General features: G+C 63.9%; 9 protein-coding genes and 1 tRNA gene. 6 read left to right on the forward strand and 4 right to left on the reverse strand.

The window, feature by feature from the left end; genetic code table 11:
- Together VGP39_RS21865 and VGP39_RS21870 are read left to right on the forward strand one after the other, a co-directional pair.
- Window positions 1-1,012 (forward strand): Fic family protein (locus tag VGP39_RS21865; protein ID WP_327570178.1); only part of this gene is annotated, 1,012 nt, incomplete at its 5' end.
- A 122-nt stretch (window positions 1,013-1,134) separates the two neighbouring features.
- Window positions 1,135-1,818 (forward strand): DUF4145 domain-containing protein, encoded by a 684-nt coding sequence (locus VGP39_RS21870; protein WP_327570179.1) that lies wholly within the window; start codon window positions 1,135-1,137, stop codon window positions 1,816-1,818.
- Between the two features lie 91 nt (window positions 1,819-1,909).
- Here VGP39_RS21870 and VGP39_RS21875 read toward each other — a convergent pair.
- Together VGP39_RS21875 and VGP39_RS21880 are read right to left on the reverse strand one after the other, a co-directional pair.
- Window positions 1,910-1,986 (reverse strand) — tRNA-His (locus VGP39_RS21875).
- A 974-nt stretch (window positions 1,987-2,960) separates the two neighbouring features.
- On the reverse strand, window positions 2,961-3,395 hold the full coding sequence (locus tag VGP39_RS21880; protein ID WP_327570180.1) for a phasin: 435 nt from the start codon (window positions 3,393-3,395) through the stop codon (window positions 2,961-2,963).
- A 672-nt stretch (window positions 3,396-4,067) separates the two neighbouring features.
- Here VGP39_RS21880 and VGP39_RS21885 point away from each other — a divergent pair.
- The 3 genes from VGP39_RS21885 to VGP39_RS21895 all read left to right on the forward strand — a co-directional run bounded on the left by VGP39_RS21885 (window position 4,068) and on the right by VGP39_RS21895 (window position 10,178).
- A complete protein-coding gene (locus VGP39_RS21885; protein WP_327570181.1) occupies window positions 4,068-7,289 on the forward strand; it encodes a PAS domain S-box protein in 3,222 nt (1,073 codons plus the stop codon).
- A gap of 126 nt (window positions 7,290-7,415) precedes the next feature.
- On the forward strand, window positions 7,416-8,441 hold the full coding sequence (locus VGP39_RS21890) for a Fe(3+) ABC transporter substrate-binding protein (protein ID WP_327570182.1): 1,026 nt from the start codon (window positions 7,416-7,418) through the stop codon (window positions 8,439-8,441).
- Between the two features lie 102 nt (window positions 8,442-8,543).
- Entirely contained in the window at window positions 8,544-10,178 is a 1,635-nt protein-coding gene (locus tag VGP39_RS21895) for an iron ABC transporter permease (RefSeq protein WP_327570183.1), read from the forward strand.
- A 150-nt stretch (window positions 10,179-10,328) separates the two neighbouring features.
- On the opposite strand, the gene VGP39_RS21900 is transcribed toward VGP39_RS21895, so the two are convergent.
- Complete coding sequence (locus tag VGP39_RS21900) at window positions 10,329-10,979, reverse strand: 3-oxoacid CoA-transferase subunit B (protein WP_327570184.1); 651 nt, start codon at window positions 10,977-10,979, stop codon at window positions 10,329-10,331.
- Window positions 10,979-11,719, reverse strand: a complete 741-nt coding sequence (locus tag VGP39_RS21905; RefSeq protein ID WP_327570185.1) for a CoA transferase subunit A — start codon at window positions 11,717-11,719, stop codon at window positions 10,979-10,981. Before VGP39_RS21905 ends, VGP39_RS21900 begins: the two co-directional genes overlap by 1 nt.
- Before the next feature lie 529 nt (window positions 11,720-12,248).
- Here VGP39_RS21905 and VGP39_RS21910 point away from each other — a divergent pair.
- The gene (locus VGP39_RS21910) at window positions 12,249-15,263 is read left to right on the forward strand and encodes an ATP-binding protein (RefSeq protein ID WP_327570186.1); all 3,015 of its coding nucleotides are present in this window, start codon (window positions 12,249-12,251) and stop codon (window positions 15,261-15,263) included.
- The last annotated feature ends 1 nt before the right edge of the window (window position 15,264 follow it).

Raw genomic sequence — 15,264 nt, forward strand, 5'->3', positions numbered from 1 at the left:
GGCTTCCATCCGCGAATTCGACCGCCGGCTACGAGCCTGGAATCGTGACGCGGCCGTCGGTCGCCTCTTTGCCCGTCTGGATGCCGTACATTCCTCGGCTGCGGAGGGCTCGACGACCACCTTCACCGACCTGATGGAATATGAAACGAGCTTGCGGATAGCGCCCGACGCGGACGACGCAGCCGTCGTTGCTGCGGTTGCCGACGCCTTTCAGGAGGACGCCGGCGGCGGCATCGAAGAACTCGTCCTGCGAATACACCGGCGGCTGTTCGAGCACGCCCGGGACAAGATGGTTGCCGCAGCAGCAGGCAAGCTCAAGACGTTTCCGAATTTCGTGGGGGATCCGGAATTCCCCGAAGGCTTCTTCGGTTACACGAGCCCGTCGTCGCTTGCCGATGCCATGCGCGACTGGCGTGAGTTTACCCTCGCCGCCGATGCCCGGACGCCCGAACTCGTGCGTCAATTGCTGTCTCACTGGATGTTCGAGCACATCCATCCCGTCCCCGACGGCAACGGGCGCATCGGCCGGCTTCTCGTTCCGATTCTGATGAGAATGAAGGGGCAGACGGGAATCGCGTGCACCTTCTTCGGAGAAGCCGTGCATGAGGAAAAGGCGCTCTATGTCGAAGCCCTGAAGGGCGCCCGCATCACCGGCAAGATGTCGAACTATCTCCGTCAGATGCTCGCATTCGTCCACGCGACGGCGCAGAAAAACCTGGAGCGGCTGGACAAGCTCCAGGCGCTGGAGGCGGAGTGGAAGGCGCGCTTCGCCCACGTCCGGTCGGACAGCGTCGTCCATCGCCTGGTCGAATACGCGGTGACGAAGCCGGTTTTCACGGTGAACGACGCGCAGGCAGAACTCAGCGTCAGCTATGCCGCGGCAAACACCGCGGCGCAGGCCATGACGAACGCTAAGATTCTTGTGGTCCCGGAAGACGTCAGGAGGAACCGCCTGTTCCACGCCGAGCAAGTGCTCGGAATATTCGACCGCTTCCGGCCGCAACGCCTTTAGTAGGGTCCGCTGGCATGCCGACGAGGTGGAGGAGTGGATAGCTTCACGCCCGCGCGCCTGACCTGAAACAGGCGCTTCTTCGGAGCGCAGAGAGCTGCGGGTCCAACCGCAGCTGTCTTTATATGCAGAGGTTGAGTGATGGCGGACAAGAAAACAGGCTTCTGCCCGACCTGTCTCAGGGAGCAGAACACGGAAATTCTCGGGCACCACCGCATCGGGAATATGCACCCGACGACGACAGTATTTTCGTGCAGAAGGATCATTACATTCTAAAATGCGGTCGATGCGACACGGTTTTTCATCGCAAGGATTCTGCTTTTTCGGAAGACTACGATTCCCGTACAGGCGACTTGGAGGTCGATGTGCAATATTGGCCGGCGCAATCGAAGCGCGACCGGCCCGAATGGCTCGATCTCGATTTCATGACTGCCGACATGCTGCTCTATGAGTTGACCGGCAGCCTTTACACCGCACTGGACCACGATCTGACCGTGCTTGCCGCGATCGGCATGCGCACGTCGTTCGACCGGGCTTCTGAATTGCTCGGTATTGACCCGGCAAAACCGTTCGAAAAAAAGCTGGCCGACTTGGTAGCGGCAGGGCAAATCGGCGATACCGAACGGAGGAACCTCGCGACACTGGTCGACGCCGGAAGCGCCGCAGCACACCGTGGCTGGGAGCCGAGCAAAAAAGAGCTCGACCCCATGATGTCGATCCTGGAGCACTTTCTTTACCGGGCATTCGTGATCGACGCCGAGGCGAAAAAGCTCAAAGTACCGGCACGGCCGGGGAGGAAGAAACCCTGAAGACTGGAAACCTGGGCCTGCACCCCCGTATACGGTCGCATCGCGAGTGAAGAGCCAGAAATTTCAGAAGGAACAGGAAAGCCTTTAAAAGTGGTACAGTTGGGTGGGCTCGAACCACCGACCTCCTGTTCCACAGACAGGCGCTCTAACCAACTGAGCTACAACTGCATCCTTCAGCGGCCCAAAAAAAGGGGGTCCCGAACCGGGCGGAAACTAGGTGCAACGCCCCGCTTTGGCAAGGCCGGGAGCAGGCAACTTCAGCGTCGTCCCCGCGCGGGCGCGAGGGCATCTGCACACCTTCCGGACCCTGCTCAATGAGTTGGTCGAAACCGCCGAGAATTTGCTCATCTGAGCTGGGCTTCGCCCAAGGATTAGGGCTCTCGCGTAGCGGGCTAAGACCGGATTGAGGAGACCGCGTCCAGCTTTGAAACGATGTGCGATGCCCTGGCGCCTTCGCGGGCGACTAAAATAATTCTTGGGAACCTAAAAATTCCTATTGATGCTATTCCTACAATGCGGTATATATTACTAGTCCTGTCCGATGAGGGGCGCTTTCTAGAAGCGATCCTTCTTTGGGCAGAGCGAGAGCTGGCTGGACCGGGGCGCCCCGGAACGGTCGACAGGCTGGTGGCCAGGTGGAGCGCCGGGAGGCGCTGCGCCCTACGTCACTGGGCGCGCGCGGTGCCTTGCCGCGCGAGGTGGGTACGTTAATCCCGCCTCCAAGGGTGCCCGCTGGTGCCCTGGCGCCTCCCGCCGCTCCACCCCCTCGCTTGAGTTGGCGAGGGACTGGCATACCTCGGACGCATTGCGCCGCGAGAATACGAAGCCGTGGCTGTTTGAATCTGTGGATCGGAAATTTACGATGCGTCGACACAAATTCAGCGTGAAGGGCGCAATAAGCGGCGCGTCAGCGACGCGCATTGCGCCGCCTTACGCGAAAAGAGCGGAGGACAGATGGCGCAATGCGCTTCGCTTATTGCGCCCTACGCGCTGTGTCGGCGGTTGGATGCTGAACGCAAATATCGTGGTTATGGATTCCGGGCTCGCGCGAAGAGCGCGCCCCGGAATGACGAGGTGTGTGGATGAAACAAAACGAAAAGCCCGGGCTTGAGCCCGGGCCTTCTTATTGAATTCGCTCGCGATCAGGCGGCGGGCGTGAAGATCTTCGACGCGCTGGCCTTGATCGGCTCGGCGGTTTCGGTGGCGATCTTCCTGGTCAGCTCGGCGAGCTCCTTGGCCTGCGCGGTCAGGGTCTCGAACTGCTTCTTGCTGTAGCCAGCCCACAACTCGCCGGCCTGCGGCAGCGACTTCACGCCGAGCAGTTCCTGCGCGAAATCGAACGTCGCGGTGGTGTTGGCCTGGGTGAACTCGAGCAGTTTTGCGGAATATTCGCTGGCGCCCTTGCCGACCGAGCCGAACACCGCCTCGATGGTGCCGTTATGGCTTTCGGCGGCGTCCTTGAATTTCGCGTAGCTGTCGCGGGCATGGGACAAGCCCTTTTCGGCGAGGGCGCGCATCTGCTCGGGCGCCTGGAACGGGATGATGGAAGCGGAGAACGGGTCAGTCGAATTGGTCATGCGGAATCCTTGTTGCATCGGGGGTGAAATCGGTGTGACCCCTGAAAAACGGCCGGCAGCCCTCGATGAGGGCTCGGCGTCCAACAGGATCACGGAGATGCCCCCTCCTTGGGGGACGCCCATACTTAACGCCATTATCATGTCAATTTTGTGCAATGCAACGCAATTTGAGGTGCAATGCCGCATGGCAGCCCCCGGCCGAACGCACGTTCCGGCCGAGGAACTGTAATAAATCAACCTGTGCAGGCGGTTAAACGACTGCGTCATTGCCGGGCTTGACCCGGCAATCCATCCGCTTCGAAAGACCCTTGCGTAGATCGATGGATACGCGGGTCAAGCCCGCGTATGACGCAGTAGTTTTAGTCAGTGTTTCGGCTTGGCGGCGTGCATCGCGGCGCGGCCGACGATCTGGCCCGTTTCGCTGGCCTCCTCCGCCGGCAAGCGAACTGGTTCTGCGCATATACGCCCTGCAGCCGCATTTCCCAACGCGCGGCCCGGCGCAGTGTTTCGCCCCGAATTAAGGTTATCGCCGCTTAGGCTGCGTCCGCGCCGGCTGCAGCGTGGACCTGACGGAGCGAGGGCGCGATACTAACGGACTGTTAAGGCTGTCATTCTTTGGCCGCCGAGTTCTGACGGCATGCCAAGGCCCAACCAATCAGTCATGCGGTGACGATGAACGATGCGGAATTCCAGTTGCGCGGTGGTGCCGATCCAAGGCTGGCGGTCCATGCTGCAAGTTCCTTGCCGGCATGGTTGTGGTCAACCGACGGCACGCGGATTCTATGGGCCAACCCGGTCGGCGCAAGGGTGTTCGGCGCGGCGGATGCCGCAGCGCTGGCGGCGAAAACATTCGGCCCCGCCGATCCGCATCGGCGCCAGGTGGCGCAACTCGTTGGACGGCTGCTGCCGACGGGCGCCACGCGCCTCGAGCGGCTGCGCGGTTTCGGCGCCACGTTCGGCACGCTGGCGACCTGCGCCTGCTCGCGGCTGGATTTTGCCGACGGCGGCGCCGGCGTGCTCGTCGTCGCGATGCTCTCACCGGGGCAGTTGCAGCGGATCGATGCCGCGCGGCCACCCGTCCGCCGGTTGGAGCGCCCTGTGGAACAGCTCGAAAGTTCCGGTTCGATTGCGACGGAAAAGCCGACCGACGCCGTCGAGGCCACCGGGCATCTCGTGGTCGAGCCATTGCCCGAATCGGCTGATCATGCGGAGATCGAGCCGACGCATCAGCCGGATGCTGCGGCGATGGACCAATTGACGCCCGACTATGAGCAGGCCGCGGCCACCGGCGAAGCGCCGGCCGAGTTTGCATTGATCGACGAGATTGCGGATTGCGCGGCAGAGCCGGCCGTCGAGCGCGGCGTGGCGGACGCGACGACACCGCACGCCGAAATTCATGACAGAGAGCCGCCGCCCTTCGTCGAGGCCATCGCCGACGAACCGTCGCCATCATCGGACAGCGAATTGCCGCCCGCGCTCGAATTGCCGCCCGCGGCTAACACGCCGACGGCTGACGAGTTACCCCCGCCGCTGCAAACCATCGAGCCTCGACCCGCTGCCGACGCTGCGCGCGCGCCGCCGCCGCACCCGCGGCGGCATCCGCTGCGCTTCATGTGGCAGATGGACGCCGAAGGCCGCTTCGCGCTCGGCTCCGATGAATTCACCCGCCTGATCGGCGCGCGTACCGCCGCCAGCCTTGGCCGGCTCTGGAGCGAGATCGCCGACGTGTTCGGCCTCGATCCGGAAGGCCGCGTCGCCAAGGCCGTCGCCACCCGCGACACCTGGAGCGGCATCGCGCTGAACTGGCCGGTCGATGGCGGCGCGCGGCTGCGCGTGGAATTGTCGGGACTGCCGTTGTTCGACCGCGCGCGCAATTTCGTCGGTTACCGCGGTTTCGGCGTCTGCCGCGACCTCGACGGTCTGGCGCGGTTAGAGGCGTTGCGCCGCTATGAATTCTTCGGCGACCCGCCGGCTCCGCTGCCGCTCTCCGCCGACGTCGCGCAGCCGGGTCCAGCTGAAGACATAACCGCCGCGAACATCCCGGCGGAGCCTGACGTTCCATCAAGCGTTTCGGAATTGCCGGCGTCAATTGTAAGCGAGACTTCACACCCAACCGATTTGGAAACCGCCGTGGAAACCCCCACCCCCAAAAACGTCCTACCGTTCCGGCCGGTGAGCGAGCCGAAATCGCCGTCGCTGACGCCGGTCGAAAACAGCGCCTTCAACGAGCTTGCGCGGCAATTGGCGGCGCGGCTCGAGAACGAGACCAACGCTGCTTCTGAAAGGCCTCAATCCGATGCGCCCGAGCCTGTTGCCGAACCGCCGGCCGGCCGCGCATCCGGACCGGCCGGCGAGCGCCCCGACTGGCTGTCGCAGCCGGAGCCGCCGCCGCGCGGCGAGGCCGCGCGCGACAGGACGCTGCTCGACCTGCTTCCCACCGGCGTGCTGATCTACCGGCTCGACCGGCTGCTGTACGCCAACCCGGCGTTTCTGAACCGCGTGGGATACGACAGCCTGCACGCGCTCGAAGAGGCCGGCGGCCTCGACGCGCTGCTGGTCGAGCCCGGCGTGTCCGGCGCCAGCAGCACCTCGGATACCGGCACGCCGGTTACCATATCGGCCACGCAGTCGTCTCCCGGACATGCGCCGGCGTCGGCCACCGACGCCCATCTGCATGCGATTTCATGGGACGGCGACTCCGCACATGCGCTGATCTGCCTGGCGCCGCGCGTCGAGGCGGAAGCCGTCGCCGCTTTTGCCGCGCCTGAGCCGTCGCAGGTCGGCCACGCCAATGCCGAGGAACTCGGCGCCATCCTCGACACCACGGCGGAAGGCATCGTGATGTTCGACGCGCAAGGCCGCCTCAATTCCTGCAACCGCAGCGCCGAAGCGCTGTTCGGCTATGACGGCGACGACCTCGTGCAGCGCAATCTCGCCGAGCTGTTCGCGCCGGAGAGCCAGCGCGTGGTGCAGGACTATCTCGAACGCATCAGGGACGACGGCGTGGCGAGCCTGCTCGACCACGGCCGCGAGGTGCTGGGCCGGGTGCGCGAGGGTGGCCTGATCGCGCTATCGATGACCATGGGACGCACCCAGGCAGACAGCCCGAATTTCTTCGCGGTGTTCCGCGACCTGTCGTCCGCAAAGAACAGCGAAGCCGAACTGTTGCAGGCGCGGCGGCTGGCCGATCGCTCGGCGAGTGCCAAGGCCGACGTGCTGGCGCGCATCAGCCACGAGGTGCGCACGCCGCTCAACGCCATCATCGGCTTTGCCGAAGTGATGATCGACGAACGTTTCGGCGCGCTCGGCAACGAGCGCTACGTCGAATACATGAAGGACATCCGCGCCTCCGGCGAACGCGTCATCGCCATCATCAACGATCTGCTCGATCTGTCGCGGATCGAAACCGGCAAGCTCGATCTTTCCTTCGCCAACCAGAACCTCAACGACCTGGTCGAGCAATGCGTCGCGGTGATGCAGCCGCAGGCCAACCGCGAGCGCATCATCATCCGCACCTCGCTCGCGCATACGCTGCCGCCCGTCGTGGCTGACGCGCGCGCGCTCCGCCAGATCGCGCTGAACCTGATCGGCAATTCGATCCATCTTGCCAATGCCGGCGGCCAGGTCATCGTCTCGACCGCGCTGTCGGATTTCGGCGACGTGGTGCTGCGGGTCCGCGACACCGGGCATGGCATGAACGACAACGAGGTCGCAGCCGCCATGGAGCCGTTCCGCACCCAGGGACCGGCGGACCACACCAACGGTTCGGGGGTAAGTCTCGCGCTGACCAAGGCGCTGGTCGAGGCCAACCGCGCCCAGTTCCAGATCAAGACCGGGCCGCAATCGGGCACGCTGATCGAGGTGACGTTCGGGCAGGCGATGGCGAGGGCGTAATCGGCTCGCTGTCCTGGACTGGAATATCTCTAAATCAGCGCTTTCGCGACATCGCGTCGCTGACAGTGCCGTGCCCTCTGCGCTACTGAAACCGGCATGGTCACCAGCTTCGCCGGAGCAGCTTTCATGAAGAAATTTCGCGCCTTCACCGCAACCGCGGCGTTGCTTTGTCTGACCTGCCTGACTGTCACGACGGCATCCGCCGACGGCGAGGTCAACGTCTACTCCTATCGCGAAACCAAACTCATTCAGCCGCTGTTCGACGCCTTCACCAGGGATACCGGCATCAAGGTCAATGTCGTCTCCGCCAGTTCCGGGCTGGAGCAGCGCATGAAGGCCGAAGGCGCCAACAGTCCGGCCGACGTCTTGCTGACGGTCGATATCGGACGCATCGACGAAGCCGTGCAGGCCGGCGTCACCCAGCCGGTGATCTCCGAGGTGCTGGAGACGATCATCCCGCCGCAGTACCGCGATCCCAATGGCCACTGGGCCGGGATTTCGATGCGCGCCCGCGTGATCTATGCGTCAAAGGAGCGGGTCAAGCAGGACGCCATCACCTATGAGGAACTCGCCGATCCGAAGTGGAAAGGCAAAATCTGCATCCGCTCCGGCCAGCACATCTACAACAACGCGTTGTTCGCGGCCTATGTCGCGCATCACGGCGAGGCCGTGGCCGAGGAGTGGCTCAAGGGCCTGAAAGCTAATCTTGCGCAGAAGCCGTCCGGCGGCGATCGTGAAACCGCGCGCGACGTCGCCGCGGGCAAGTGCGATATCGGCATCGGCAATACTTATTACTGGGCGCTGATGAACGACAAGGAAGCCGACAAGAAGCCGTGGGCGGAAGCGACCAAGGTTATTCTGCCGACCTTCGAGGGCGGTGGCACCCATGTGAACCTATCAGGCGTGCTGCTGGCGAAGCACGCACCCAACAAGGCCAATGGCGTGAAGCTGATCAATTGGCTGGCCGGGCCGACGGCGCAGCAGATGTATGCCGACTCCAATTACGAATATCCGGTTCGCGCCGGCGTGGCCGCCAATCCGACCATCGCAGGTTACGGCAGGTTGAACGCCGATCCAATGCCGATCGCCAAGATCGCCGCCAACCGCAAGGCCGCTTCCACGCTGGTGGACAAGGTCGGGTTCGATAATTGAAACTTCTCAGAACTTGCTTTCTTCCCTCTCCCACAACGGCAGAGGGAAGAAAGCCTCATGCGTTTTGAATTCAAGCGAGCCTGACCCAGCGTGACACATCCCATGCGCGCAGGCAGGATCGTCGCCGCGATCGCGGTCTTGACGGCGATCCTTGTCGCAGCCCCCGTCGTCAGCATCGTCGCACTCGCGATCCAGCCCGCGCCCGATGTCTGGCAGCATTTGCTCGCTTATGTGCTGCCGCTGGCAATCCGCGACACCGCGTTGCTGCTTGGCGGCGTCGGAACGCTGGCTTTGCTGGTTGGCGCCGGAACCGCCTGGCTGATGTCGCTGCACGATTTTCGCGGGCGCCAGATGCTGATCTGGCTGATGCCGCTGCCGCTCGCGATTCCGACCTATTTAGCCGCCTACGTCTACGTCGATCTGTTCGAGCCGCTGGGTCTCGTCCATCGCACGCTCGCGATCTGGTTTCCGCCGGGCGATGCGGTATTCGCACTGCCCAATCTGCGTTCCCTGCCCGGGGCCATCTTCGTGATCGGCATCGTGCTTTATCCGTATGTCTATCTGTCGGCGCGCGCGATGTTCCAGTTTCAAAGCGCGGAATTCGCCGAGGCCGCCAGGACGCTTGGCGCCAGCCGCTGGAATGTGTTCTGGCGCGTCTCGTTGCCGATGGCGCGGCCGGCGCTGGCGGTAGGCGTGGCGCTGGTGTCCCTGGAAACGCTGAACGATATCGGCGCCAGCGAATATCTCGGGGTCCGGACGCTTACGGTGTCGGTCTTCACGACCTGGCTCAATCGCGGAAGCCTGGCCGGCGCGGCGCAGCTGTCGTGCTTCATGCTTGCGATCGTCGCCGGCCTCATCGCGATGGAGCGTTACGGCCGCCGCAACGCCGCTATCGAGTTTTCCGCCGAAAGCCCGCGGCTGATCCCGCGGACCATGCTTGTGGGCATCAAAGGCCAGGCGGCATTCGCGGCCTGCCTGCTCCCGGTATTGTTGGGATTCTTCGTTCCACTGCTTTTTCTAATGCGCGAAAGTTTCAGGCGTGGCTTGCTTGCGAATGTCGATATGTCGCTGTGGCGTGATGCTTTCAACTCGGTGGCGTTCGCAGGGCTTGCCACGCTGATCGCGCTGTTGCTCGGCTTTACGACCATTCTCGCCTGTCGCTGGCGGCCGACCGCGCTGCGTTTGATCGCGATGAACGTTTCGCAAACCGGTTACGCGCTTCCCGGGCTGGTGCTGGCGCTGGGCCTGCTCACCCCGGTGCTGGCCATCGACAACGGACTGAACACGCTTGCCGAATGGATGGGGCGCTCACTGCCTGGGCTGATCCTGGTCGGTTCGGGCGCCGCCGTCGTGGTCGCCTATGTGATCCGGTTTCTGGCGGTGCCGACCGGATTCATCAAGGCCGGATTCGAGCGGATTCCGCTCGATTACGATGACAGCGCGCGAGCTGCGGGCGCAGGTCAGACGGCATCGATGCGGCTGATACATCTGCCGCTGCTGCGGCCTGCCATGCTGGGTGCGGTCATCGTCGTGTTCGTGGATTGCCTGAAGGAACTGCCGGCCACGCTGCTGCTGCGGCCGCTGAACGTCGAAACGCTGGCGACGTCGATCTACCAATTTGCCAGCCGCGGCAGCTTCGAGGAAGGCGCGCTGGCGGCGCTATTGATCGTTGCCGCAAGCATCGGACCGGTGGCGTGGTTGACGCGGTTCTCCGATCTGCCGAGCGGGCCGGCGTGACGCGGTCCGTTCCCCGGACGCAGCGCAGCGCGTAGCTCTTCGCGGAGCGGTGCGCTGCAGAGCCGGGGTCGTAACAGAGCACGGTGTTTGTGACGGTCCCGGCTCTGCGGAGCGGCATGAAGAATGCCGCACCGCTTCCGGGACACAGCTTCACGCGTTCTTCAGCGCCACCCGGAAATCGGCTTGGGTCTTCGATTTCACCTCGTCCAGCGTGACGCCGTCGGCCAGTTCAATCAGCGCCATGCCGTCCTTGCCGTGCTTGTCGATGGTGAATACCGCAAGATCGGTAACCACCATGTCGACCACTTTCTCGCCGGTCAGCGGCAGGTCGCATTTCTTCAGCAGTTTCGGGCCGTCCTTGGCGGAATGCTCCATCACCACCACGACGCGCTTGACGCCGGCGACGAGATCCATCGCGCCGCCCATGCCCTTGACCATCTTGCCCGGGATCATCCAGTTGGCGAGATCGCCATTCTGGGCAACTTGCATGGCGCCCAGGATCGACAGGTCGATATGGCCGCCGCGGACCATGGCGAAGGAATCGGCGCTGGAGAAATAGCTGGTGGTCGGCAGTTCGCTCACCGTCTGCTTGCCGGCGTTGATGAGGTCGGCGTCTTCCTCGCCCTCATAGGGAAACGGCCCCATGCCGAGCATGCCGTTCTCGCTCTGCAGCACAACGTCCATTCCGTCCGGGATATAGTTCGACACCAGCGTCGGAATCCCGATGCCGAGGTTGACGTAATAACCGTCGCGCAGTTCCTTCGCCGCGCGCGCGGCCATCTGATCGCGGGTCCAGGCCATCAGATTTCCTCCCCAGTCGCTGCCGCTGCCGCCGCCTTGTCGGCGCGCGGGCGGGTGTTGCGGAATTCGATACGCTTGTTGCCGGTACCGACCTCGATGATGCGTTTGACGAAAATGCCGGCGGTGTGGATGTGGTCGGGGTCGATCTCGCCGGCCGGCACCAGATGTTCGACTTCGGCAACGGTGATCTTCGCCGCGGTGGCCATCATCGGATTGAAGTTGCGCGCGGTCTTGCGGTAGACGAGGTTGCCGGCGGTATCGCCCTTCCAGGCATGCACGATGGCAAGATCCGCGAACAGCCCGCGCTCCATCAGGTATTTCTCGCCGTCGAATTCCTTCACTTCCTTGCCCTCGGCGATCAGCGTGCCGACCCCGGTCTTGGTGTAGAACGCCGGAATGCCGGCGCCGCCGGCGCGGATGCGCTCGGCCAGCGTGCCCTGCGGATTGAATTCCAGTTCGAGCTCGCCGGCCAGATACTGCTGCGCGAACAGCTTGTTCTCGCCGACATAGGACGAGATCATTTTCTTGATCTGGCGGGTTTCCAGGAGGCGGCTGAGGCCGATGCCGTCGACACCGGCATTATTGGAGATCACGGTGAGGTTCTTCACGCCCGAATCGCGGATCGCATCCGAAAGGGTCTCGGCGATGCCGCACAGGCCAAAACCGCCGGACATGATCATCATGCCGTCCTTGAGAATGCCGTCGAGGGCCGATTTGGCGTCGGGGTAGACCTTGTTCATGGGGATTGCGACCTGATCGAGGAAAAGACTATTAGGCGAATTCTTCGCAGTGCGTCAATGACAGGACCTCGTTCCCCTCGCCTCTTGTGGAGAGGGTTGCGAGCATCGTCAGATGCGAGTCGGGTGAAGGGGTTGCAACCCTCGCAATTGAAAAGAGCCCTCAGCGGCTTCGCTTCGCCTATCATGATCTCTCAGTGAGTGAAGCGCACGAAAAGCCTCTTTGTGTCATCACCACGTCTGCCGGTGTTATGCGAAATGCTCTACCACAACTGGCGTGAGCACGAGGTGTTGACCTGAGTTGGGACAGTGCCTGCGCTTCCTTAAATCGCGCACAGGCCTGCGGTGGACCGCGGAAATTTGCACCGGGGGTATGCCCGGACATCGACCGGGTGTAAGGATAGGGCGCGGCAGCCGGTTCAGTACCAAGCCAAGGGCCGGACTCGCCTTTCAAGAACGCCCGGCCTCCACAGCGACGATGAAAGCACAGTCCCGCGAAACTGCTGTTCCCCCCACCGGCGAACGTCATCGATTGACGGTCCTTTTCTCCGACCTGGTGGGATCAACAGCGCTAAGCAGGGAAATGGAGTCGGAGCACTTCGCCGAACTGCTGGGCCAACTGCGCAAGATCTGGCATCAAGCCGCGGCTAAGCATGGGGGCCGCGTGATTAGAACGCAGGGTGACGGCGCTCTCGCAGTGTTCGGCTACCCACATTCAGGCGAGGACGACGGCCGGAGTGCCGCAGAGGCCGCCCTCGACATCCACGAGTGGGCCGGGCAGCTGCAGCACGAAGGCTTGCCGTCCGGTCATCAGCCGTTGCGAATGCATTCGGGAATCCATGCCGGTACTTTGCTGCTGTCCGCTGGCGACATCGAATGGGGCCGGTTTGATTTGATCGGCGATGTGGTCAACACGGCGGCTCATCTGTCCCAGCATGCCGCTCCCGACCAGATTCTCGCCAGCCTTGAAGCTCTGGGACCATATGCAAATTTCTTTGAGCTCGGCGAAGGGCCCGCCAATGCCAGTCCTCAGTTCGGGCTGCCGCAGGTCCGTGCGGTGCTCGGACGCGGCTCGGCCACCCGGCGCTTCGACGCCACCGCTGGCCGCGGCTTGACGCCCTTCATCGGCCGCGGCGAAGTCGCCGCTTTTCTGACCGATTTCCTGGGTGCGGCACACCCGGCCGCGCGACGGTGTGCGCTCGTGGTCGGCGGCCCCGGATTGGGCAAGACGCGGTTGCTGGAGGAAGTGCTGCGCCAGTTTGAAGGCGGATCCCTTACACTGCTGCGCGGCAGCTGCGAAAGCTATCTCGGCGCCGAGGTCCTGCAGCCCTTCCTGCAGGTGCTGCGGTCCTTCTTCGGAATGCAGCCGGATATGCCGAAAGATGAGGCCGCCACCGCCGCTCGTGCCGTATTGGAGCCGTGGATTGGCGAACTAGGTCCGCGCGCCGAATCGATCCTTGCGCTGGTATCCGCCGGAGCCGAAGCAGGCGGCCGTTTGACCGCCAGCGGCGTGGTCGGCGACCTCCTGGGTTTCTTTACGGCTTTATCCGCGAAGATTCCGCTGGTGCTGGTGATCGACGACTGGCAATGGGCCGACGATGCGAGCCGCCAGCTGCTGGAGGCGCTGCTGCAATCGGCCGTGGGCCCGCGTGTCATCCTGGCCAGCCGGCCGCGCGACGACGGCGCTGAGTGGATTTCCGGTGCGCCCCATCTGGTGCTGGAGCCGTTTCAAGGGTCGGAAACCGACCTTGCCGTGCGACGCTGGGTGCCGCATGCCGACCCGTTTCTGGTGGCGCGCATCCACAGCTACGCCGGCGGCGTGCCCCTGTACATTGAAGAGCTGTGCCATTCGGCTTCAGCCAACAACCTCTCGCAAGCGCTGCAAGGCCGGGGCACGCAGGGGTGGGTGGCGACGCTGGTGGCCTCGCGGTTGGCTCGCCTGCCGCCGGAGCAGGTTAGCGTGGTGCGCGCCGCGGCAGTCATTGGCAACGTGGTTCCGGGCGGGTTGTTGATTTCGGCCTGCGGCAGCGCGCCGGATCGGACCATGATACAGGCACTGGCGGACGCCGACTTTCTTTATGCCGATCCGGCCGGCGGCGGATTACGGTTCAAGCACGGCATCACCCGCGACGCGGTGTACGATTCCATCGGCCTGCGAGAGCGCCAAGCGCTGCACCAGCGCGTCCAGACCGCGCTGCTGGCGCGGTCCCAACAGACCGATCGCGAGGACGCGCTCGAAGCCCTGGCGTACCACTGCCGCGGCGCGGGCCATTGGGAAAGCGCCGCGCATTATGCCGAACGCGCGGGCGACAAGGCGATGGCCGCGTTCGCGCTCGACCGCGCGCGGGCGCAGTATCAGACCGCCATGGACGCACTGGACCGCGTGCCGCAGCGTACGCACGAGCAGTCGCTGCGTTGGTGTCTGCTGGCCAACAAACTGGGCATGGTTTGCATATTCGACCCGCTGGCGCTCAGCGACGAGGTCGCCGTCTTCGAACGCGCGGTGGCGCTGGCGCGCTCGCTGGACGATGCGAACGCAGTCGCGCGTGCGCAATACTGGCTCGGTTACATGTGCTATGGCTTCGGGCGATTTCGGGAAGGCGAGAAACACACACGGCAGGCGGCGACGCTGGCGCGCGCGGCGGGTGACCAGCGCCTGGTCGCTCAGATCGAAGCGACGCTGGGGCAGATCCTTGCCGCGACCTGCCAGTACGACGAAGCGACCACCCTGCTGGACGCCGCTGTCTCGGCCAAGCAGCAGCGCAGCCGTCCGGGTGGCGGCATCGCGATCGGATCGGCTTACGCGCTGTCTTGCAAGGCGAGCATACTGGCCGACCGTGGCGACTTCGACGATGCGCGCGTTTGCCTTGCGGAGGCGATGACGTTGCTCGACGAATCGAGACACCCGGCGGCCAATTCCGTGCGCAACTGGGTGGCGGTCTCCCTGATCTGGCAGGGACGCTGGCAGGAAGCCGAGGTCGTCGCCGCCGAGAGCGCGCGAATTGCCGAGAACACGCATGGCCTGTTACTGTTGGTCGTCTGTCGCGCAGCGGCCGGCTTTGCACGCTGGGCGCGGACCGGGAACGCTGCCGGCCTGCAGCAACTGCGCGATGCCGTGCAATGGATGGAGGCGCGGCGTGGCCGGTTCTACACCTCGCTTTACTATGGTTGGCTAGTTGAAGCTTGTGCCGCCGAGGGGGACATCGTCAGCGCGCGACGATACGCTGCACATGTGCTGCGCCGCGCACGCGAGGGCGAGCGGTTGGGTGAGGCGGCGACGTGCCGTGCCATGGCACGAATCGCTGCCGGTCGCGATGATTTCGTCGCCAGCCGGCGTTGGCTGCGGCGGGCCGAAACCTCCGCGAAGCTGCGTGGTTCGCCACGCGAGGCCGCATTGAACAAGACCGTACGCGGAGAGATTCTCTCTCGACAAGGTCATGCCGAAGCGGCATGCCGGACGATGACGGAAGCCGCCGCGGAGCTGCGCGGGCTTGGGATGCATTGGCACGCAGCACAAGCGACCCGCTGGCTCGAGACCCGGGTATGAC

It is taken from the genome of Bradyrhizobium sp., from assembly GCF_036009065.1.
Classification (GTDB): domain Bacteria; phylum Pseudomonadota; class Alphaproteobacteria; order Rhizobiales; family Xanthobacteraceae; genus Bradyrhizobium.